At 71.4% G+C, this 21,952-nt stretch carries 19 protein-coding genes; 13 read left to right on the forward strand and 6 right to left on the reverse strand.

What is annotated here, in order from left to right; translation table 11 throughout:
• Positions 1 to 29 precede the first annotated feature (29 nt).
• Positions 30 to 1,445 (forward strand): cytochrome ubiquinol oxidase subunit I, encoded by a 1,416-nt coding sequence (locus EV374_RS20170; protein ID WP_132237640.1) that lies wholly within the window; start codon positions 30 to 32, stop codon positions 1,443 to 1,445.
• A gap of 15 nt (positions 1,446 to 1,460) precedes the next feature.
• The gene (gene cydB / locus EV374_RS20175) at positions 1,461 to 2,459 is read left to right on the forward strand and encodes a cytochrome d ubiquinol oxidase subunit II (protein WP_132237642.1); all 999 of its coding nucleotides are present in this window, start codon (positions 1,461 to 1,463) and stop codon (positions 2,457 to 2,459) included.
• A gap of 163 nt (positions 2,460 to 2,622) precedes the next feature.
• On the opposite strand, the gene EV374_RS20180 is transcribed toward cydB, so the two are convergent.
• A complete protein-coding gene (locus EV374_RS20180) occupies positions 2,623 to 3,468 on the reverse strand; it encodes an alpha/beta fold hydrolase (protein ID WP_132237644.1) in 846 nt (281 codons plus the stop codon).
• A 112-nt stretch (positions 3,469 to 3,580) separates the two neighbouring features.
• On the opposite strand from EV374_RS20180, the gene EV374_RS20185 reads away from it, so the two are divergent.
• Complete coding sequence (locus EV374_RS20185) at positions 3,581 to 4,129, forward strand: TetR/AcrR family transcriptional regulator (RefSeq protein ID WP_484514092.1); 549 nt, start codon at positions 3,581 to 3,583, stop codon at positions 4,127 to 4,129.
• A 47-nt stretch (positions 4,130 to 4,176) separates the two neighbouring features.
• On the opposite strand, the gene EV374_RS20190 is transcribed toward EV374_RS20185, so the two are convergent.
• Positions 4,177 to 4,785: a TetR/AcrR family transcriptional regulator gene (locus tag EV374_RS20190; RefSeq protein WP_132237648.1), complete on the reverse strand. Its 609-nt coding sequence runs from the start codon at positions 4,783 to 4,785 to the stop codon at positions 4,177 to 4,179.
• Between EV374_RS20190 and EV374_RS20195 the strand changes: the two genes are divergently transcribed.
• The gene (locus EV374_RS20195) at positions 4,771 to 5,604 is read left to right on the forward strand and encodes an SDR family NAD(P)-dependent oxidoreductase (protein ID WP_486485862.1); all 834 of its coding nucleotides are present in this window, start codon (positions 4,771 to 4,773) and stop codon (positions 5,602 to 5,604) included. The two genes, EV374_RS20190 and EV374_RS20195, sit on opposite strands and share 15 nt — an antisense overlap.
• Before the next feature lie 130 nt (positions 5,605 to 5,734).
• Here EV374_RS20195 and EV374_RS20200 read toward each other — a convergent pair whose 3' ends face one another.
• Together EV374_RS20200 and EV374_RS20205 are read right to left on the reverse strand one after the other, a co-directional pair.
• A complete protein-coding gene (locus tag EV374_RS20200; protein ID WP_132237650.1) occupies positions 5,735 to 6,424 on the reverse strand; it encodes a hypothetical protein in 690 nt (229 codons plus the stop codon).
• Between the two features lie 72 nt (positions 6,425 to 6,496).
• Positions 6,497 to 6,958, reverse strand: a complete 462-nt coding sequence (locus EV374_RS20205) for a peroxiredoxin (RefSeq protein ID WP_132237652.1) — start codon at positions 6,956 to 6,958, stop codon at positions 6,497 to 6,499.
• Positions 6,959 to 7,076: 118 nt separating this feature from the next.
• Here EV374_RS20205 and EV374_RS20210 point away from each other — a divergent pair, with 118 nt between their 5' ends.
• The 8 genes from EV374_RS20210 (at position 7,077) to EV374_RS20245 (ending at position 17,821) form a co-directional block, all read left to right on the forward strand.
• Complete coding sequence (locus EV374_RS20210; RefSeq protein WP_132237654.1) at positions 7,077 to 7,805, forward strand: SDR family oxidoreductase; 729 nt, start codon at positions 7,077 to 7,079, stop codon at positions 7,803 to 7,805.
• A gap of 40 nt (positions 7,806 to 7,845) precedes the next feature.
• Entirely contained in the window at positions 7,846 to 9,186 is a 1,341-nt protein-coding gene (locus EV374_RS20215) for an SWIM zinc finger family protein (protein WP_132237656.1), read from the forward strand.
• On the forward strand, positions 9,183 to 11,834 hold the full coding sequence (locus EV374_RS20220) for a DUF6493 family protein (protein ID WP_486485863.1): 2,652 nt from the start codon (positions 9,183 to 9,185) through the stop codon (positions 11,832 to 11,834). The genes EV374_RS20215 and EV374_RS20220 overlap by 4 nt, the downstream gene beginning before the upstream one ends.
• Positions 11,835 to 11,906: 72 nt before the next feature.
• Entirely contained in the window at positions 11,907 to 12,356 is a 450-nt protein-coding gene (locus tag EV374_RS20225; RefSeq protein WP_132237658.1) for a helix-turn-helix transcriptional regulator, read from the forward strand.
• A 5-nt stretch (positions 12,357 to 12,361) separates the two neighbouring features.
• On the forward strand, positions 12,362 to 12,772 hold the full coding sequence (locus EV374_RS20230) for a VOC family protein (protein WP_132237660.1): 411 nt from the start codon (positions 12,362 to 12,364) through the stop codon (positions 12,770 to 12,772).
• 85 nt (positions 12,773 to 12,857) lie between these two features.
• Entirely contained in the window at positions 12,858 to 15,245 is a 2,388-nt protein-coding gene (locus EV374_RS20235; RefSeq protein WP_132237662.1) for an excinuclease ABC subunit UvrA, read from the forward strand.
• A gap of 159 nt (positions 15,246 to 15,404) precedes the next feature.
• A complete protein-coding gene (locus tag EV374_RS20240) occupies positions 15,405 to 16,298 on the forward strand; it encodes an alpha/beta fold hydrolase (RefSeq protein WP_132237664.1) in 894 nt (297 codons plus the stop codon).
• 512 nt (positions 16,299 to 16,810) lie between these two features.
• Complete coding sequence (locus EV374_RS20245; RefSeq protein ID WP_132237666.1) at positions 16,811 to 17,821, forward strand: tyrosine-type recombinase/integrase; 1,011 nt, start codon at positions 16,811 to 16,813, stop codon at positions 17,819 to 17,821.
• A 166-nt stretch (positions 17,822 to 17,987) separates the two neighbouring features.
• Here the strand turns inward: EV374_RS20245 and EV374_RS20250 are convergent, their stop codons facing one another.
• Positions 17,988 to 18,854 carry a bifunctional 5,10-methylenetetrahydrofolate dehydrogenase/5,10-methenyltetrahydrofolate cyclohydrolase gene (locus EV374_RS20250; protein WP_132237668.1) on the reverse strand — a complete coding sequence of 289 codons (867 nt, stop codon included), beginning with the start codon at positions 18,852 to 18,854 and terminating at the stop codon, positions 17,988 to 17,990.
• 241 nt (positions 18,855 to 19,095) lie between these two features.
• Between EV374_RS20250 and EV374_RS20255 the strand changes: the two genes are divergently transcribed.
• The gene (locus EV374_RS20255; protein ID WP_486485864.1) at positions 19,096 to 20,250 is read left to right on the forward strand and encodes a carboxylate-amine ligase; all 1,155 of its coding nucleotides are present in this window, start codon (positions 19,096 to 19,098) and stop codon (positions 20,248 to 20,250) included.
• A 53-nt stretch (positions 20,251 to 20,303) separates the two neighbouring features.
• Here the strand turns inward: EV374_RS20255 and EV374_RS20260 are convergent, their stop codons facing one another.
• Entirely contained in the window at positions 20,304 to 21,884 is a 1,581-nt protein-coding gene (locus EV374_RS20260) for an NAD(P)-binding domain-containing protein (protein ID WP_132237670.1), read from the reverse strand.
• Positions 21,885 to 21,952: the final 68 nt, after the last annotated feature.

Raw genomic sequence — 21,952 nt, forward strand, 5'->3', positions numbered from 1 at the left:
TCGTAGTATGCACAGCCTGGGGGTTACTGGTGGACGCGTTGGACGTCGCCCGCTGGCAGTTCGGTGTCACCACCGTCTACCACTTTCTCTTCGTGCCGCTGACCATCGGCCTGTCCGTGCTGGTGGCGATCCTCCAGACGATGTGGCACCGCACCGGCGACGAGAAGTACCTGAAGCTCACCAAGTTCTACGGCAAGCTCTTCCTCATCAACTTCGCCATGGGCGTGGTGACCGGCATCGTGCAGGAGTTCCAGTTCGGCATGAACTGGAGCGACTACTCCCGCTTCGTCGGCGACATCTTCGGCGCCCCCCTGGCGATCGAGGCACTGGTCGCCTTCTTCCTGGAGTCCACCTTCATCGGCCTGTGGATCTTCGGCTGGGACCGGCTGCCCAAACGGCTGCACCTGGCCAGCATCTGGGCCGCCGCGATCGGCAGCAACCTCAGCGCGTACTTCATCCTCGCGGCGAACTCGTTCATGCAGAACCCGGTCGGCTACCGGATCAACCCCGACACCGGCCGCGCCGAACTCACCGACTTCGTGGCCGTGCTGACCAACAAGGTCGCCATGATCACCTTCCCGCACACCATCGCCGGCGCGTTCCTGGTGGCCGGCTCGCTGCTGGTCGCCGTCGCCATGTGGCACCTCGTACGCAACCGCGACTCCGCCGACACCCCCGCCTACCGCTTCGCCGCGAAGTTCGGCTCCTGGGTCACCCTGGTCTCCGCCGCCGCCGTCGCCATCACCGGCGACATCCAGGGCAAGATCATGACCCAGGTGCAGCCGATGAAGATGGCCGCCGCCGAGGGCCTCTACACCACCGAGAGCCCCGCCTCGTTCTCCGTACTCACCGTCGGCAGCCTCGACGGCAGCCGCGAACTGTTCGCCCTCAAGATCCCGCACCTGCTGTCCTGGCTCGGCACCGGCGACCCCAACGGCACCGTGCACGGCATCAACGACCTGCAGGCCCAGTACGCCGCCCAGTACGGCGCCGGCAGCTACACCCCGATCATCCCGGTCACCTACTGGAGCTTCCGCTTCATGATCGGCTTCGGGATGGCCGCCGCCGCCATCGCCCTGCTGGTGCTCTGGAGCCAACGCAAGGGCCGCACCCCCACCAGCAAGTGGCTGCTGCGCGCCGGCCTGGTCATGCCCCTGCTGCCCCTCGCCGCGAACTCCTTCGGCTGGATCTTCACCGAGATGGGCCGCCAGCCCTGGATCGTCTTCGGCGAGATGCTCACCCGCGACGGCGTCTCCCGCAGCGTCTCGCTCACCGAGGTGCTCACCTCCTTCACCGCCTTCACCCTCATCTACGCCACCCTCGCCGTCGTCGAGGTCAAACTGCTGCTGCGCTACGCCAAGGCCGGCGTACCCGACCTCACCCCCGACCCCGACATCGACGACACCCACGACGACGCCGAGCGCCCGCTCGCGTTCGCCTACTGAGCACCGGAGACAACCGTGGAACTCACCACCATCTGGTTCCTGCTCGTCGCGGTCCTGTTCACCGGCTACTTCATCCTCGAGGGCTTCGACTTCGGCGTCGGCATGCTGCTGCCCGTACTCGGCCGCGACGACCGGGAACGCCGCGTCCTGATCAACACCATCGGCCCCGTCTGGGACGGCAACGAGGTCTGGCTCATCACCGCCGGCGGCGCCATGTTCGCCGCGTTCCCCGAGTGGTACGCCACCCTGTTCTCCGGCTTCTACCTGCCGCTGCTGCTGATCCTGCTCGCCCTGATCATCCGCGGCGTCGCCTTCGAATACCGCCACAAGCGCCCCGAGGCCTCCTGGAAACGCCGCTGGGACACCGCCATCTTCGTCGGCTCGGTGGTGCCGGCGATCCTGTGGGGCGTGGCGTTCGCCAACATCCTGCGCGGCGTGCCGCTCGACGCCGACCACGAGTACGTCGGCGGCCTGCTCGACCTGCTCAACCCGTACGCCCTGCTCGGCGGCGCGACCACCGCGGCACTGTTCCTCACTCACGGCGCCGTGTTCATCGCCCTCAAGACCGTCGGCGAGGTCCGCGAGCGCGCCGCCGCCCTCGCGGTACGCGTGGGCGTGGCCGCCGCCGTGCTCGCGGTGGCGTTCCTGACCTGGACGCTGACCATCCGCTCCAGCGCCGCCGCCGTCGTGTTCGCCGTCGGCGCGGCCCTCGCCCTGCTCGGTGGTCTCGCCGCCGCCCGGGTACGCCGGGAGGGCTGGGCGTTCACCGGCACCGCCGTGGCCATCGCGCTGGCCGTGGCGACGCTCTTCGCGGCGCTCTTCCCGAACGTGCTGCCCTCCACGCTCGACGCGGCCGGGACGCTGACCGCCACCAACGCCGCCTCCACCCCCTACACCCTGAAGATCATGACCTGGGTGGCGGTGGTGTTCACCCCCATCGTGCTGGCCTACCAGGGCTGGACGTACTGGGTGTTCCGCAAGCGCATCGGGGTGACCCACATCCCGCGGCACTGACCCGCCCACGGCGGGTGGCGGCGAGGCCCCGCCGCCACCCGCACCGGCCGCGGGGTCGACGCGGCCCTCCTCCCGCGTCGACCCCGCGGCCGCGTCGCGTCACCGGGGCCCGGAGCCGAGGACGCCGGCCACCGCGAGGGCCTCCGCTCACCGCGGCACCGGGCTACGGCTGACGCGCCCTGGCGATCGCGTGGATCCTGTCCGCCAGCGGGCCGTACAGGTGGCGGGGAATCTCGTGCCCCATCGCCGGGTACACGACCAGGCGGGCACCGCGGATCGCTGAGGCGATGTCCCGGCTCGCTCGCGGGCGGATGAGCGGGTCGTCCTCGCCGTGCACCACGAGCACGGGCATGTCCAGCCCGCGCAGTGGGGTTCTCAGGTTGCCGGTCGTGCGCCCCGCGGCGAACTGGCGCTGCATCGCGGCGTTGTCCAGGCCGCCGCGGTCAGCGGCGGTAGCCGCAGCACGCCGCGTCCACTCCGCCTCGAAGGGATGGTGCGGTGACGACATCGCCCGGATGACATCCATCTGCGCCTGGATCTGGCCCTCACGGTCGGGCGAGTGGCGCCTGGTCATCAGCTTGGCCAAGGTGCCGAAGCGCAGGACGCGCAGGGTGTTCCAGGCTCCGCCGAGGCCACCGCTCATGATGCAGGTCAGGCTCCTGACCCGCCGCGGCGCCGTGATCGCGACGACCTGAGCGATGGCCGAGCCGAGCGAAGCGCCGGCGACGTGGGCCGACTCCCAGCCCAGGGCGTCCATGACAGTCAGGGCATCGGAGGCCATGTCCTGCGCGGTGTACCTGGTCCCGGCGCATCGTGAGGACAGACCGCTGTCGCGGTTGTCGAACCGGACCACGTGGAAGCCCCGCTCGGCGAGCTGCTCGCAGAAGTCTTCCGGCCACCACACCATCTGGAACGACAGGCCGATGATCAGCAGCAGTGGCTCGCCGTCGGGCCGCCCGAACTCCTCGTACGCGATGCTGACGTCTCCGCTGCGTGCTGTCCTGATCATTCGCCCGCCCTTCGTTTTGCAATACACTTGACATGCTAACAGCGTGAGGCGCCGTTGCAATGCACCCGCATTGCAACGGTTGACAGGGAGAGGGCGCGGCTTGCCGAAGAGGGTGGATGTCGATGAGCGGCGGCGGGCGTTCGCGGAGGCCGTGTTCCGTGTGGTCGAGACAAGCGGTAGCGAAGCGGTGAGCCTGCGCGACGTCGCCGCCGAGGCCGGTGTCTCGATGGGGATGGTGCAGCACTATTTCCGCACGAAGGACGAGATGCTCATGTTCGCCCTCGAGCACCTGGGCGAGCGGGTCAGCCGTCGCCTGGAGGATCGGCTCGCGGCACTACCGGACCCCACGCCCAAGGAGGTGGTTCGGGCGATGCTTGCCGAGGTGCTGCCGTCGACGAAGGCGTCCCGGCAGGAGGCGGCCGTCTCGATCGCCTTCTTCAACCGTGCTGTCGTGACTCCGGCGTACGCACAGGCGCTACGCGAAAGCTACCGCCGCGTTCTGGCCCTGGTGGCGGCCCGGTTGCCGGCCGGCCGACAGGATGAGGCGACAGTGCTGTTCTGGCTCACCCAAGGACTGCTCGGGCCGGTGCTGATCGGCCACTACACCGCCGATGAGGCGCTGGCGCTGCTCGACGCGCAGGTGGATCGCGCATTCGCGTGACAACGCGCCCAGCCCGCTCGCGTGTGTGGATCTGGCGGTAGCCGAGATCAGCGCGACGCCGACCGGGGCGTGATGTCGCCGAAGACAGCCGCGAGCGCCTTCGCGATCAGGTCGGGCAGATCGGTACGCCCGTCGTCCTTCGCCCACCGCACCAGCGCGGTGTGCATGGCGGCCAGACAGGCGCTGGCCGCCGCCGCGGCGTGGAAGGCCGTGTCCGGATCGGCGGCCTCGTCCCCGAGGCCGTCCACGATGGCTTGTTGAAGCACGTAGTGGTTGTCCAGGTGTCGGGCGCGCAGGGCGGGCGTCGAGATCATCAGCCGCAGGCGGGCCAGCAGGAGCCGGTCGTCGCCGGCGGTCAGCGTCCGCGCCGAGTCGACGAGCGCGCTGCCGATGCGGCGCACCAGGGGCTGCCCGGCCGGCGTCGCGGCGATCCGTTCGGCGACCAGCGGGCCGTTCTGATCGACCAGCACGAGGTCCTCCTTCGTCGGGAAGTGCCGGTACACCGTCATCGCAGACACGCCTGCGGCCGCTGCGACGTCGTTCACGGTCGTGCCGTCGTACCCGCGCTCGACGAACAACCGCACCGCGTGCGCCTGGATCACGCGCTGCGTCTCGGCCCGTCGTTGCTCCCGCAGTGTCGAGTGCCGCTCCCTCATGTGGTAGACACTATCGCACTGATAGTCACTACCAAGTCGGGAGTAGCTAACATCATGGGTGATCTGATCGACAGGACAGCCCTGGTGACCGGCGCGTCACGCGGCATAGGCCAGGCGATCGCGATCCGGCTCGCAGCGCGGGGAGCGGTCGTCATCGCGCACTTCGGCACGGACTCCGACGGCGCGACGGCGACTGTCGACCAGATCGTGCGCGATGGTGGAACGGCGTACGCCGTCGGCGCGGAACTGGGCGTGGACGCGGATGTCGAGACGCTGTTCGCGGATGTCGAGGCCAGCCTGGCCGGGCGACCACTCGACATCCTCGTCAACAACGCGGCAGCGCCACCCGCAGGCCCGCTCGGCGCCACGACACGAGCAGCCTTCGACCATCTGTTCGCGGTCAACGTACGGGCGCCGTACTTCATCATCGAGCGAGCGTTGCCCCTGCTGCGCGACGGCGGCCGGATCATCACGATCTCGTCCGTGGCGGCCCGCATGGCCAACGCCACCCAGACGTCGTTCGCCATGACCAAGGGCGCGGTCGAGACGATGACCCTGACGTTGGCCAACCAGCTCGGCGCCAGAGGCATCACCGTGAACGCGGTCGCGCCCGGCGCCACCCGGACCGCGACCAACGGGCCGGTCTTCGAGACACCGGGCCTGGCCGAACTGATCACCGCGATGACGGCACTCGACCGGCTCGGCGAGCCCGGCGACGTCGCCGACGTGGTCGCGTTCCTCGCCTCCGACGCCGCACGCTGGGTCACCGGGCAGGTCATCGACGCCAGTGGCGGACTGTTCCTGGGCCCGCGCGCCTGACCACCCCAAGGCGCCCGTCAGCCAGCCCGACCTCACCACCACCGGGCGCGTCGGCAGGCTCGTCGACCACCACACCCGCCAGCGCCGGCGGGGCGAGCGGCACCGCCACCCACCCCGCCGGCCGCCCGCGTCAGTGCGCCTCGCGCAGCTCCGCCAGGCGCGCCTCGATCTCCGCCAGCTCCGCGCGCAGCTTCTCCGCCTGCTGCTCCGCCTCGGCCCGCTCGGCCGCCATGATCTGCTCCACCGCCTCGTGCACCCCCGGCACGTCGACCAGCGCCACCATCCGCAGCGCCTCCGCCGGCTTCACCACGTACGGCTTCGCCAGCGACTTGCTGCCCTGCTGCGCCGCGACCGTCCACTCGCCGTCGGCGTACGCCAGCGTCACCGTCAGCCCCGCCGGCCCCTTCGGCTTCACGGCCTTCACCGCCTTGCGCGCCGGGGCGGGCTTCGCCTCCGTCGTCTCCACCTTCGGCTCCTCCCGCCGCTGCTGCGGCACCCGGTCCAACACAAACTCCGGCTCCGCCGGCGCCGCCGGCTCGGGCTCCGGCGTCTCCGGCTGCGGCTCGGCCGCCTTGCGCCCGGCGCCGCGCGGGGCCACCGCCACGTCGGCGGGGGAGAAGGGCAACTCGTCACGACCGAACCGGACCACCACGAACTCGTCCGACACGGCCGGGTCGGTCAGCTCCACCACCTGACCCACCTGCCCGGCGATCTGACCCGCCGAGGCGGTGAACACCACCTTCGGCTTGCGGCCCGCCGCCAGCGCCTCCCGGATGCTCTGCACCTCGTCAGTGGACAAACCCTGGCCAGCAGCACCCATCAGCAACCTCTTCCCCTCGTACACCTGTTCAGATGCCTGCCTTGATACCAGCCCACGCCGACAAGCGGAAGATCAACCCCCCAGCGCCCGCAACGCCGCGTCCGCGTGGTCGTTCATGTTCAGCTCACTGTGGACCACCTCCACGATCCGCCGGTCCGTGCCGATCACGAACGTCATCCGCCGCGTGCTCAGCGCACCCAACGGCAGCCGCCGCCGCACCCCGAACAGGTCGGCGACCGTGCCGTCCACGTCCGACAGCAGGGGATAGTCGAACCCATGCCGGCGGGAGAACTCCGCCTGCTTCGCCACCGGATCACGGCTGATGCCCACCCGCGTCGCGCCCACCGCCGCGAACTCCGCCGCCAGGTCCCGGAAGTGGCAGCTCTCCGCCGTGCACCCCCGCGTCAACGCCGCCGGATAGAAGAACAACACCACCGGACCGGTGGCCAGGAACTCCGACAGCCGCCGCGGCGTACCCGTCTCGTCGGGCAACTCGAAGTCCCGCACCACGTCGCCGACACCCACACCCGCCACCGCGCACCTCCACGTCACCGTCCACCGACGCGCCCGAGCCTATGCGCCCACCCACCGGCCCGCCCCACGCCGCCCGCCGGTAGCGTCGGCCCCGCAGCCACGACAGGGGGAGAGGCACATGCGACCGGTCACCGTCATCACCGGCGGCAGCCGCGGCATCGGCGCCGCCACCGCCCGCCGCCTCGCCCACGCCGGGCACCACGTCGCCTTCAGCTACCGCCGCGACCACACCGCCGCCACCGCCGTGCTCGCCGACATCGAAGCCACCGGCGTACGCGGCCTCGCCGTGCCCGCCGACACCCGCGACCCCGAGCAGGTCACCGCCCTGTTCAACGCCGCCGCCGACCTAGGCCCGATCACCGGCCTGGTCAACAACGCCGGCGTCACCAGCCCCATCGGCGCGTTCGTCGACCTCGACCCCACCGACCTGCGCCACGTCGTCGACGTCAACCTCATCGGCTACGTCCTCTGCGCCCAACAGGCCGCCCGCCGGATGAGCGAGGGCGCCGCCATCGTCAACGTCTCCTCCGTCGCCGCCACCCTCGGCAGCCCCGGCGAGTACGTCCACTACGCCGCCGTCAAGGCCGCCACCGACACCCTCACCACCGGCCTCGCCAAGGAACTCGCCCCCCGCGGCATCCGCGTCAACGCCGTCGCCCCCGGCATCATCCGCACCGACATCCACGCCCTCTCCGGCCAACCCGACCGACCCGAGCGGGCCGCCGCCCGCATCCCACTGGGCCGCCCCGGCGAACCCGACGAGGTCGCCGGCGCCATCGCCTGGCTGCTCGGCCCCGACGCCACCTACACCACCGGCACCGTCCTACGCGTCGCCGGCGGCCTCTGACCCCGCTTCCTGTCGGTGGCCTGCACTACCGTCCGCCGACGTGAGCGCAACGCAGACGTACCGGTACCTCGGATCCTCCACCCTCGCCAGCGACCGCCTCGGCCTGCAGACCAGCGGCGGACCCGCACCCCACCCCCGGTTCTTCACCGGGTTCCTCACCACCCCCCAGGCCGCAGCCGCCGGCCTCCTCGCCGTCGCCGAGGTCGCCCGCACCCGCTACCACCGGCCCGTCAGCCCCGCCAGCCTCGACCCGGTGGTCACCGGCAACCGCGACCGGCTGCGGTTCGAATCCTTCTCCGGCTGCTGCGGCGTCCACGCCCGCCTCGACACCCTGCCCGCCGGCCTCGACGGCGACGTGATCGAGCACGGCACCACCAACGTCGACGTCAACAACCCACTGCGCGAGGCACTGGCCCGCGTCGGCGGCCTCGACCCGCTGCACCTGTCCGTCGGCCCCGACGACCTGACCGTCGCCACCATCGACGGCCCCATCGTGGAGAAGAAGGTCCCCCTCCCGGCGCGCTGGCTGCGCGGCTTCGCCGAGGTGCAGATCCTCTCGGCCACCTTCGAACCCCGCGCCGAGATCCCCGCCACCGAGGCGGCCACGTTCCTGCGCCGACTCCCCACCACCAGCGACCGCTCGGTCCTCTGGGCGGTCCCGGCCGGCCGGTCCCTGCGACTGACCTCCCGACCCGTCCCCGGCGCCGTCTGCCTGGCCGGAGCGAGCCGACTGACCGCCCTACGCGCCATGCTGCGCTTCGCCCAGACCCTGCGCGTGTACGGTCCCACCGTCGCCACCGGCTCGGCACCCGTACCGAGCACCTGGGAACTGGACACCGGCGCCCTGCGCCTCTCCCTCACCCTCTCACCCGAGCCGTACCGCGGATTCTCCGGCGAAGGCGCCGCCCTCACCGCCCTCGCCAGCGACGACGTGGTCGACGACGCCAACCTCGTCGCCGCCGTACTCTCCTGGGACCCCACCATCGACGTTGACCGGCTGGCCAACGACACCGCCCTCGACCCGGCCCGCGTCCGGGCCGCCCTCGCCCAACTCGGCACCGCCGGCCGCATCGGCTACGACGTCGCCGAAGCCGCGTACTTCCACCGGGCCATGCCCTACGACGCGGGCCGCGCCGAACGCGACAACCCCCGCCTCGTCGGCGCCCGGGCACTGCGCGACGCCGGAGCCGTCCACCACGACACCGCCACCACCGCCACCGTCCACAGCGGCGACCAGGTCTACCGGGTCCGCCAACTGCCCGACGGCGACCTCACCTGCACCTGCCCCTGGTGGGCCAAGCACCGCGGCCAACGGGGACCCTGCCGGCACGCGCTGGCCACCCGCATGTCGAGCGCCGAGCGGGCGGAGGAGCGGGTGTGAGACACGCACAGCAGGCGTTCCTCACGAGCACGGTACGGCGGCAACGGGAACTGGCCGCCGGCGGCACCAGCGACCTGTTCGACCTCATCCAGAACAGCTCCGCCGGGCAGATCGCGGCGGCCCTGGCCGACCTGCCGGAACAGCGCCGCCGGGAGATCGGCGGCGACCTGACGACCTGGTTCAAGCAGCGGCACCGCACCACCTGGTGGACCGCCGGCTCCGGCACCGCCCTCGCCGTCGCCGTCGTCGGCTGCCTGCCCACCGCCGCGCAGGCCGCCACGATCCTCGCCCGCAACACGGTCAACCCCCACGGCGAACGCGCCGCCGCCCTGATGACCAAGGTCGCCGAGGACCGCGGCATCACCTGGCTCGGCGACCTCGCGCACCGACTGGCCACGAAGGCCAACCAGCAGACCGGCATCGAACACTGGCGCTTCCTCACCGCGCTGCTACGCGCCACGGCAACGACACCACCGGCCAACGACCGGTTCGTCGAACTGTGGCTGGACTCGTTACAACTGCCGCAGCGGGGACACGCCGGCCCACCGGCACCCCTGACCGCACGGCTACGCGACGACCCGTTACTCCACACCATGCTGCCCCGCCTGTTCGAGATCGACGGCCTCGGCACCCGCATGACGTTCGACGAGGTCACCACGACCTGGCCCGAACGACGACGGCACATCCTGCTGACCGCGCTGGCCCGCCTCACCGCCGACGGCACCATCGACCGGACGTTCCTGATCGACGCCTGCATCGGCCGGCTCCTGCGCGGCGACCGGACGGCCGCCCTGCGCGCCTTCACCATCCTGCTCACCGAACTCGAACCCACCACCACCGAGGTCGCCACCCGCGCCACCGACTACCTCCGCCTGCTCGCCGACGCGCCGGCCCCGGCCGCCACCATCGCGCAGAAGGCCCTACGGGACCTGCCCGACCTCGAGATCGACACCATCCTCGACACCTCCCGGGACGTGCTGCTACGACCGGACAAGGCACTCGTCAAGGCCCAGCTCACCTGGCTCGACCGCCTGGCCCGCCACCACCGCGACCGGGCGGCCGGGATCGCCGAGGTCATCGCCGTCGCCGCCGAACACCCCGCCGTGGAGCTACGCGACCGCGCCCACACCCTGGCCACCCGCCACGGACACGACCCCACGGCGGACCGCACCGGCCCGGCACACACCCGACCACGCGGCGACGACCTGCCCCCACCCGCACCACCCGCACCCGCGCCCACCCCCATCACCGACGTCGACGAACTCGCCGAAGAGGTCGCCGCCCTGCTCGGCACCCAGTCGCAGGGCACACCGCTGGACCGCATCCTCGACGCACTCATCCGGCTCACCACGACCGACGACACCCGGGTGCACACCGCCCTCACCCCCGTCATCGAACGCCGCCACTGGTCCTGGGACAACGAACACCGCCACGACCCCCTCTGCCTGTGCAAGCTGGTCGTCGACCTGCTCACCACCGCCGCAGCCACCGACCAGCAGGCCCGCCGACACCGCCGCTGGGAGACACTGCTCACCGCCGTACGCCGCACCCCCGCACCACCACCGCTCACCACCGACCCCCGGGTGCCCCCACCGCACCGGCTGATCCGCGCCCGCCTCGCCGAGATCGGCGCGCACCTCGCCGAGCCGGGACATCCCGGCCTGCTCGCCACCCCCACCCACGCCAACGGCGCCCTCGACCCGCTCGCCCTGATCGAGCGCCTCGCGGCCCTCGGCGACCGCCCGGCCTGGCACTGGGACCTCACCCAGGCCCTGCTGCGCCTACCCGCCGACACCGACGAGGCGGTCGCCGGCAAGGCCGCGGCACTGGGCACCCCGGCGGGGGAGCGGCTCGCCACCTGGCTGCGCGCCGGCGGACTGCCCCAACCCGTCACGCGCGCCGTCACCGTCACCCGACGCCCCCGCCGCAACGGCTACGACTGGGAGCACGACCAGCTACCGCCCAAGCGCATCGTCGTCGAGCTGCGCCCACCCGACGGACACGACGACCCGTACGGACTGCTGACCGTCGACCCCGCACCGATCGGTGTCGAGCACTCCGCCTGGGCGAACCTGCTGCCGTCGACCCTGCCCGGGCACCGGGCAGTGGTCGCCGCGTACGCCCTGCCGATCGTGGCCGCCACCGCCGACATGGACCAACGCGACGGCACGACCACGCTGCCGCTGCTCGCCGAAACCACCGGCCCCGGCGGACCAGCCCTCGACCTCGCCCTGTCCTACGGCCTCGCGGCCCGCCACGGCACCGACCGCATCGCCGCCCTGGACGCCCTGCTCGCCCTCGCCGCAGCCGGGCAACTCGACGCCACCGCCACGGGCGGACACCTCGGCCGGCTCGTCGCCGGGCACCTGGTGAAACTGTCCAGGGCACTCGAACCACTCCGCGACGCCGCCCAGGCCGGAGCACCCCTGACCGTGTGGCGACTCATCGCCGCCGCACTGCCGTCGGCACTCGCCGCGCCACAGCCCCCGCGCGGCCTGCCGGACCTGCTGAGCCTCGCGGCCGGGACGGCCGGCACGACCGGCGCCCGCATCGACGTTCCCGGCCTCGCCGACGTCGCCGGCCGGGGCGGATCCAGCCGCCTCGTCACCGAGGCCCGACGCCTGCACCGCACACTCGACACGATATGACCCGGCACACTGGCGGCGACAGGCCGCCGGCCCTGCTGGGCAACCCCGACGCCACGTGGCACGATCTCGCAGGTGACCAGCAGAGACGCCGCCGACCAGCACCTACGCGACCTCGCCCGGCTGCGCCGCGTCCGCGACCGCATCGACCGCGAGTACGCACAGCCGCTCGACGTCGAGGCGCTGGCCCGGGGCGCGAACATGTCAGCCGGACACCTCAGCCGCCAGTTCCGCCAGGCGTACGGCGAGTCGCCGTACGCCTACCTCATGACCCGACGTATCGAACGCGCCATGGCGCTGCTGCGCCGTGGCGACCTCAGCGTCACCGAAGTCTGTTTCGCCGTCGGCTGCTCCTCGCTGGGCACCTTCAGCACCCGCTTCACCGAACTCGTCGGCGTGCCGCCGAGCACCTACCGCGCCCGGACGGCTCACGCGACGGCGGAGATGCCCGCGTGCATCGCCAAACAGGTGACCAGACCGATCAGGAATCGAGAAGCACGCGCCACCCAGCCACAACTAGCGTGACCGGCATGGACATCACCATTCACTACGCCTTCCTCCCGCACACCGACGCCGACGCCGCCCTGACCTTCTACCGGGACACCCTCGGCTTCGAGATCCGCAACGACGTCGGATACGACGGCATGCGCTGGCTCACCGTCGGCCCCGCCAACCAGCCCGGCACGTCCATCGTCCTACACCCGCCGGCCGCCGAACCCGGCATCACCGACGACGAACGCCGCACCATCCTCGAACTCATCGCCAAGGGCAGCTACGGCGCCATCACCCTGGCCACCGACGACCTCGACGGCCTCTTCGAGCGGCTTCAGGCCGCCGGCGCCGACGTCGTCCAGGAACCCACCGCCCAGCCCTACGGCGTCCGCGACTGCGCCTTCCGCGACCCCACGGGCAACCTGATCCGCATCAACGAGCTGCACTGAACCCTCCGGCGCACCCAGAGACCACCCAGGCAACCCTCGACGCGGGGACCGCGACGGCGGCCCCCGCGCAGCAGATGGAGACACGATGAGCACCGCCACGGGGACGGACACCCAGGCACCCACCCACATCGCCGACAGCCACGACCTGATCCGCGTGCAGGGCGCCCGCGTGAACAACCTCAAGGACGTCAGCGTCGACATCCCGAAACGCCGCCTCACGGTCTTCACCGGCGTCTCCGGCTCGGGCAAGAGCTCACTGGTGTTCGGCACCATCGCCGCCGAGTCACAGCGGATGATCAACGAAACCTACAGCGCCTTCCTCCAGGGCTTCATGCCGTCGCTCACCCGACCGGACGTCGACCTGCTCGACGGCCTGACCACGGCGATCATCGTCGACCAGGAACGGATGGGCGCCAACCCCCGCTCCACCGTCGGCACCGCCACCGACGCCAACGCCATGCTGCGCATCCTGTTCAGCCGCCTCGGCCAACCCCACATCGGCTCGCCCAACGCCTACTCCTTCAACATCCCCACCGTGCGCGCCAGCGGTGCGATCACCGTCGAGCGCGGCACCAAGACCAAGGCCGAGAAGGCGACCTTCCACCGCCTCGGCGGCATGTGCCCCCGCTGCGAGGGCATGGGCACCGTCAACGACATCGACCTGACCGCCCTCTACGACGCCGGCAAGTCACTCAACGAGGGCGCCCTCACCATCCCCGGCTACAGCATGGACGGCTGGTACGGGCGCATCTTCCGCGGCTGCGGCTACTTCGACCCCGACAAGCCGATCAGCAAGTTCACCAAGAAGGAACTGCACGACCTGCTCCACCGGGAACCCACCAAAATCAAGATCGACGGCATCAACCTGACGTACGTCGGCATCATCCCGCAGATCCAGAAATCCTTCCTCGCCAAGGACGTCGACGCCCTCCAGCCCCACATCCGGGCCTTCGTCGAGCGGGCCGTGACCTTCCAGACCTGCCCGAGCTGCGACGGAACCCGACTCAGCCCCGAAGCCCGCGCATCGAAGATCAACGGCAGGAGCATCGCCGACGTCTGCGCCATGCAGATCAGCGACCTGGCCGAATGGGTCCGCGACCTCGACGGACCCTCGGTGGCCCCCCTGCTCAAGGGGCTGCAACACCTCCTCGACTCGTTCACGCAGATCGGCCTGGGCTACCTCTCACTCGATCGCCCATCGGGCACCCTGTCCGGGGGAGAGGCACAACGCACCAAGATGATCCGCCACCTCGGCTCGTCCCTCACCGACGTCACCTACGTCTTCGACGAGCCCACCATCGGCCTGCACCCGCACGACATCGAGCGGATGAACCACCTGCTGCGGCAACTGCGCGACAAGGGCAACACCGTGCTCGTCGTCGAACACAAACCCGAGACCATCATGATCGCCGACCACGTCGTCGACCTCGGCCCCGGCGCCGGCACACACGGCGGCACGATCTGCTACGAAGGCACCGTCGAAGGACTGCGGGGCAGCGACACCGTCACCGGCCGCCACCTCGACGACCGCGCCACCGTCAAGAAGACGGTACGCACGCCCACCGCCACCCTCGAGGTCCGTGGCGCGACCGCGCACAACCTGCGCGACGTCGACGTCGACATCCCACTCGGCGTCCTCTGCGCCGTCACCGGCGTCGCCGGCTCCGGCAAGAGCTCACTGATCCACGGCTCCATCGCCGGCCGCGACGGCGTCGTCGTCATCGACCAGGGCGCGATCCGCGGCTCCCGACGCAGCAACCCGGCGACCTACACCGGCCTGCTCGACCCCATCCGCAAGGCGTTCGCGAAGGCCAACGGCGTCAAACCCGCACTGTTCAGCGCCAACTCCGAAGGCGCCTGCCCCACCTGCAACGGCGCCGGCGTCATCTACACCGACCTGGGCGTCATGGCGACCGTCGAGACCACCTGCGAGGAATGCGGCGGCAAGCGGTTCCAGGCGGCCGTCCTGGAATACACGCTGGGCGGCCGGAACATCGCCGAGGTGCTCGCCATGCCCGTCGCCGAGGCCGAGGAGTTCTTCGGCACCGGCGAGGCGCGCATCCCCGCCGCCCACGCCATCCTGAACCGCCTCGCCGACGTCGGACTGGGCTACCTCAGCCTCGGCCAACCCCTCACCACCCTCTCCGGCGGCGAACGGCAGCGCCTCAAGCTCGCCACCCACATGGCCGAGAAGGGCGGCGTATACGTCCTCGACGAGCCGACCACCGGCCTGCACCTCGCTGACGTCGAACAGCTGCTCGCCCTGCTCGACCGGCTCGTCGAATCCGGCAAGTCGGTCATCGTCATCGAGCATCACCAGGCGGTCATGGCACACGCCGACTGGATCATCGACCTCGGCCCCGGCGCCGGGCACGACGGCGGCCGGATCGTCTTCGAGGGCACCCCCGCCGACCTCGTCGCCAAGCGGTCCACCCTCACCGGCGAGCACCTCGCGGCCTACGTCGGCACCTGACCGAGGCCGCCAGCGGGCACCGGTCCGGCGGGCGCTCCCGCGCTGCGCCGGACCGGGCCCCCAACCGCGCCGACCGCGAACGCCCTCGCATGCGGCGCAGCGGGGGAGAGGCCTGTCCGGTGGGCCAGGATCCGGCCGCTCATGCGTACGCTCGCGTCCATGCCCACCGCGATGATCGAGATGGACGATGGTGCCCAACTGCGCACCTGGACCACCGGCTCGCCGGAGCACGCCGACATCCCCCTGGTCGTCCTGCACGGGGGACCGGGACTGCCGGACTATCTCGGCCCGGTCGCCGCCCTGGTCGAAGACCTGTGCCTGGTCCACCGCTACGACCAGCGAGGCACAGGCGGATCGGCCTGGGAGGGGGAGCACACGATCGCCCGCCACGTCCGGGACCTGGCACTGTTGCTCGACGCGTGGGGACACGACCGGGCCGTCCTGGTGGGGCACTCGTTCGGGACCAACATGGCCGGCTACTTCACGCTGGCGCATCCCGAGCGCGTGGCGGGATCGATACAGATCGCCGGGCCCTTCCTGGACCCCTGGCGGGACGCCGACCGGGCGGCGCAGCGGGCACGACGCACCGACGCGCAGCAGGACAGGCTCGACGAACTCGAAGCGATCGCATCGCGCACCGACGCCGAAGAGATCGAGTACCTCACCCTGGCGTGGTTCACCGACCACGCCGACCGGGCTCGGGCATGGGACTGGGCGCAGGCATCGGCCCGCGTGCTGCGACCCGTCAACTACGCGATGAACCGCCAGCTCAACGCCGCGAAGAAGGCGGATCCGCTCGAATCGCACGTGGATGAGCTCCGCGAGCGCCTTTCCGCCGGCACCGTGATCATCGGTGGGGCAGACGACAGCCGTCCCGCCGAGGCCCTGCGACGACTCGGAGCACGCCTCGGGTGCGAGGTCGTGCTCATCCCGGACGCGGGCCACCATCCCTGGCTGGAGGCGCCGGACCAGTTCAGCGCGGCGTTCCGCGCCGCCGTGACGAGAGCATGCCTGACGAGTCACCGGGACGACGGCGAAGGCGCGACGCCATAAAACCACAGGCAGGCCCACTGTGGCCGGTGATTCGATAATGTACATTATGTCAAGTAAGGCGGATCGGGCCCTCCCTCAGCCCGCTCGGACGGCTGGTCGGCGAGGCGCCGCAGGTGCGCCTGCACCGGCGCCACCCGCGCCCGTCGCACCTCCTCGGTGAGCACGTGCCCCGGCGGGCGCCCCCGATGCCGCGCGAGGGCCAACGTGCACAGCGGCGACCGGTCGTGGACCTGCACCGACCCGTACGCCCCGGGCGCCTCGCGGCGCTCCCGCCGGGCCGCGCGACGGCGTCGACAAAGCGGCCGTCCGCCACGGTTCGGCGCTGCCCCGCCCCTGTTGGGCCGCGATGACGTCGGTGGCCGCCTCGGTGACGCCGTCCCCACCCGCGTCGGCGCAGCGCGTCGGCGAGTGTCGTCTTGCCCGCCCCCGCACGCCTGTCAGTACGTACTGCCGCATCCCCTCCCCGCTCCCGCCGTTGCCGCCGAACCCGAAAATGCTGCATAATATCCCTTATGCATGACAAACAGGACGAATCGGTACAGCGCCTCATCGAGGAGTTCCTGACGGCCCGCGCGACCCGCAAGCCCTCCCCCCACACGCTGGAGGCGTACCGGCGGGACCTGCGCGCCGTCGCCGAACTGGCGGCCGAGGAGGCCACCCCTCCCCTCCCCCTCGACGCGCTGCCCGTCGCCGCCCTCACCGCCCGCGTCATGCGCGCGGCATTCGCCCGGTTCGCCGCTCCCCGCGCGGCCGCGTCGGTGCACCGGGCCTGGTCCACCTGGAACAGCTTCTTCTCCTTCCTGGTCGCCGACGGGGTGGTCGCCGGCAACCCGATGCCGGCGGTCGGTCGTCCCCGGGCGCCTCTCCCCCAGCCCAAGCCGCTGCGCGGCGCTGACACCCCCGAGCAGCTGCTCGCCTCGGTGGCGCGGCAGGAGGGCCGGCAGCGCGACCCGTGGCCGGAGCGCGACCTGGCGGTGCTGGCGTTGGCGCTCTGCGCGGGGTTGCGGCTGTCGGAGCTGCTGGCGCTGCGGGTGGGGTCGTTGACGGGCCGTGCGGGCGAGCGGCGGGTCGACGTGGCCGGCAAGGGTGGGCGGCCGAGGGTGGTGCCGATCGAGCCGGAGCTGGACGGGGTGCTGGTGGGCTATCTGGACAGCCGGGTGCGCCGGTTCGGGTCGCGTACGGTCCGGCCGGACGCGCCGCTGCTGGTGGACCGTCAGGGTGAGCCGCTGCGCCGGGGCGGGCTGCAGTATCTGGTGGAGTCCTGCTACCGGCGGGCGGGCATCACCGACCGGGTGCCGCGTGGGGCGCGGTTGCACGCGTTGCGGCACACCTTCGCGACCCGGTTGGCGGAGGACGGGGCGAGCGCGGCGGAGATCATGCGGTTGCTGGGTCACGCGTCGTTGGCGTCGTCGCAGACGTACATCGAGGTGACGGCCGGGCAGCAGCGCGACGCGGTGCGGTCCAACCGTACCAATCGGGCGTTGGCGGGGTTGGTGGCGGCGGAGCGCGACGGGCGGTCGTGAGGCGGGGCCCGGCGGTACGCGGCCAGTGGGAAGCCCGGGCCGGCCGGTGCCGGCGACGGCCAACGCCTCCGGCGGCACCCCCGGCAAGATGATCAGCCTGCTCTGCCGGGGGTCTGTGGCCGGCGGTGGTCCGGGCGTCGAGGTGTCGACGCCCGGACCGGGGTGCTCAGGCGTGGCCGGTGGCGCGGCGGGCGGCGTCGAGGGCGTTGCGGAAGAGCATGGCGACGGTGGTGGGGCCGACTCCGCCGACGCGGGGGGTGATGGCGCCGGCGACGTCGGCGCAGGTTTCGGCGACGTCGGGCAGGAGTCGTCGGCCTTCGTAGCGGACGCCGCCGCCGATGACGACGGCGCCGGGGCGGACGTGTTCGGGTTGGATGATGCCGGGGACGCCGGCGGCGGCGATGAGGATGTCGGCGCGGCGGGTGTGGGTGGCCCAGTCGGGTACGCCGGTGTGCACGACGGTGACGGCGGCGTTGGCGGTGGGTCGTTTCTGGGTGAGCAGCAGGGCGAGGGGGCGGCCGAGGGTGGCGCCGCGGCCGAGGATGACGACGTCGCGGCCGGCGACGGGGATGTCGTGGAAGGCGAGCAGGGCTTCGATGCCGGCGGGTGTGCAGGGCAGGGGTCCGGGCAGGCCGAGGGCGAGGCGTCCCATGTTGAGGGGGTGCATGCCGTCGACGTCGAGGTCGGGGTCCATGGTCTGCAGGGCGCGGTCGTAGTCGAGGTGTGCGGGGATGGGGTGCTGGATGAGCAGGCCGTGCACGTCGGGTGCGGTGTTGAAGTCGGCGATGGCGTGGTGCAGGTCGGCCTGGGTGGCGGTGGCGGGCAGGTGTACGTGGGGTGAGGCGAAGCCGAGTTCGTTGGCCTGGCGTTGCTTGATGCGGATGTAGCCGGCGCTGGCGTCGTCGTCGCCGACGAGGATGGTGGCGAGGCCGGGGGTGGTGCCTGCGGCGCGTAGGGCGGTGACGCCGGCGGCGACGTCGGTGAGGATGTGGTGGGCGACGGGGGTGCCGGGCAGGAGTCGGGCGGTGGGCATGGTGCTCCTCTGCCGGCGGGGCCCAGGCGGTCGACCTCCGCGCGTGGAGCTCCCCGATGGTTTGGTGCCCATCCTCTGGCCGCCAGTCGCGTCTGGGGTCAGCTTGCCACAGGGGGTCGGGTGTGGTGTGTCCCGGTGGGTGGCTGTGGCGTCGGCGTATTGACTGTGGGTGTCCCGTTGGTCACTGGTTCGGGCTACCCTGTCGGCCTGTCGGTGTCGGGCGTTCGCCCGGGTGTCGTGAGTGGAGGCCGTGGTGCCGGTGCTGGTCGGCGGGGATGGTGTGGTGTCGGGTCCGCGGTTGGGGGTGGAGGAGGAGTTTCTGCTGGTGGATCCGGTGAGTCGGGGTGTGGTGCCGGGTGCGGGGGCGGTGGTGGATCGGGCGGTGGCGCGGTTGGGTTCGCGGGTGTCGGGTGAGATCACGACGTTGCATGTGGAGACCAGGACGGATCCGACGGCGTCGGTGCGGGGGTTGTTGGAGCAGTTGGTGCAGGCGCGTCGGGTGGTGGCGGAGTGCGCGGCGGTCGAGGGGTTGCGGATCGTGGCGGCCGGTACGCCGGTGTTGCCGGGTGCGACGTCGCCGCCGGTGACGCGGGGGCCGCGGCAGGATCGGGGTACGGCGACGTTCCGGGGGTTGCACGACGAGTTGGCGATCTGTGCGTTGCACGTGCACGTGGAGTTGCCGGATCGGGAGCGGGCATTGCTGGTGAGCAATCATCTGCGGGCGTATCTGCCGTTGTTGATCGCGTTGACGGCGAATTCGCCGTACTGGGAGGGGCGGGATTCGGGTTATGCGGGTTGGCGGTCGATGATCTGGTCGCGGTGGCCGGTGGCGGGGCCGCCGCCGCGGTTCACGTCGGTGGCTCACTACGAGCGGGTGGTGGAGATGTTGTCGGCGGCGGGGGCGGTGGTGGATCCGGGGACGTTGTTCTGGGACATCCGGCCGTCGGTGACGCATCCGACGTTGGAGGTGCGGGTGTCGGACGTGCCGGTGTCGGCGCGGGAGTCGGCGTTGGTGGCGGCGTTGGTGCGGGCGTTGGTGGTGCGGGGGTTGGAGGCGGTGGACCGGGGTGATCACGGTCCGGAGTTGCCCGGGGAGTGGTTGCGGGCGGCGTACTGGCGGGCGGCGCGGGACGGGTTGGAGGGTTCGTTGCTGGAGGTGGGTTCGGGTCGGTTGCGTCCGGCGCGGGAGGTGTTGGGTGAGGTGGTCGCCTGGTTGGCGCCGGTGTTGCGGGCGGGTGGGGACGAGGAGTTGGTGCGGGGGTGGTTGGGGCGGTTGCTGGCGGTGGGCAGTGGTGCGGTGCGGCAGCGGGAGGCGGCGGCTCGTCGGGGTCGGCTCACGGACGTGGTGGATTTCCTGGTCGCGGAGACGGCGGTGGACGCGCGGCAGCCGGCGTAGGTGGGTGGTGGTCGAGGTTGGCCCGGTGGTGGGGTGTGCGGGTGTGCTCCGGGTCAGCGGTTGCGGTGCAGTTCGCGGGTGAAGTAGTTGCGCAGGGGTGTGACGTGGCGGTCGGGGCGGCGCCATTCGGCGAGCAGGTCTTCGAGCAGGTGGAGTTCGTCGACGAGGGTGTCGCCGTGGTAGCGGCGGATGACGGGGTGGATGAAGGCGCTTTCGGCGGCGCGGTCGGGTTGGGGGTGGCGTTCGATGGCGAAGACGTCGCCGTAGTCGTCGCGGCCCCAGCGGAGGCTGACGGTGTAGTAGTGCGGGTGGTCGTGGAAGCGGGCGCGGACGTGGTCTTCGGGCAGGTCGGTGTAGTGGCGTAGCTGGCCGTGGGGGTCGACGACGAGGGCGTCGCAGAGGAATTCGAACTGGGTCCAGAGGGCGGAGCTCCAGTTGACCCGGTCGAGGACGAGGGTGGTGAGGGTGTCGGGGTCGGGGTCGACGAGGGTGTGTGGCAGGGGTACGCCGTCGTAGCGTTCGCGTAGCAGGGCGGTGAGGGTGCGCAGGTTGTAGCGGAATCCGTCGATGAAGGCGGAGGAGGCTTTCTTGAGGTCGCGGTCCTGGGCGAGGGTGCCGGCGAAGTAGAGGCCGTCGATGTTGGTGGACTGCCAGTCGCCGGTGGTGGTGGGCATGCGGCCGCTGGGGACCATGTCGGGTCGGCAGGTCGGGTCGAAGGGGCTGGTGTCCATGGTGAAGCCGGTGCAGCGCAGGACGGTTTCGTAGTCCATGACGGCGGTTTCGCCGTCGGCGTGGGTGTAGGTGAGGTGCACCTGGTAGCGGTTGTCGACGGGGCGGATCTCGTCGATGACGCAGTCGAGTACGGAGTGCAGGGTCTTGAACTGGTAGCTGTCGAGGACGGCGCCGTGGTGGCCGCGGACGTCTCCGGGGTGTTTGGTGTTCCAGGCCAGGCGTAGTGGGCGGGGGCTGGCGAGGTGGATCATGGCGGCGTGGCCGAGGATCGCGGAGGCGGTTTCGAACGCGGAGTTGCCCTTGCCGAGGATGAGGACGCGGTGGCCGGCGTAGTGGGCGGGGTCGGTGTGCATGTCCTCGTAGCCGGTGGCGTGTTCGATGCCGCGGATGTCGGGGATGTTGGGGCGGCCCCAGCCGGTGGCGACGATGAGGCAGTGGCAGTGCAGGACGCGGTCGGGGGTGTGGACGAGGAATCCGTCGTCGAGGCGTTCGATGCGGTTGGCGGGGGTGTCGAAGCGTACGGCGAGTTGGTGGTAGCGCTGGAAGTCGGTGAGGTAGCGCACCATGTCGTCGGCGTGGGGGAAGTATTCGCTGCTGTACTTGGCGAAGGGCAGGTCGGCGGGTTCGTGCAGCAGGGAGTTCCAGTCCCAGCGCAGGCGGATCTCGGGGTCGGTGCTGGTGGTGTGGACCTTGTTGAGGGAGATGAGCCGGCGGTGGCGGGGGAAGTGGCGGAAGAATTCGGCGGGTGCGGGGGCGCGTTCGAGGGTGACGTAGTCGCAGCCGGCCTGTTGAAGGTAGTAGCTGAGTTGGATGCCGGCTGGTCCGGCTCCGATGATGACGTACCGGTGGTGTTCGGTGGTGGGGTCGTGGTGGCTCGTCGGGCCTGGGGTGGGTGCCGTCACGCCAGAGACCTTCGCCGATGCGGCGGGTTGGTGTCAACGCTGGGTGGGGTGACGGTGACGCGACCGCT

The sequence above is a fragment of the Micromonospora sp. CNZ303 genome (assembly GCF_004345505.1).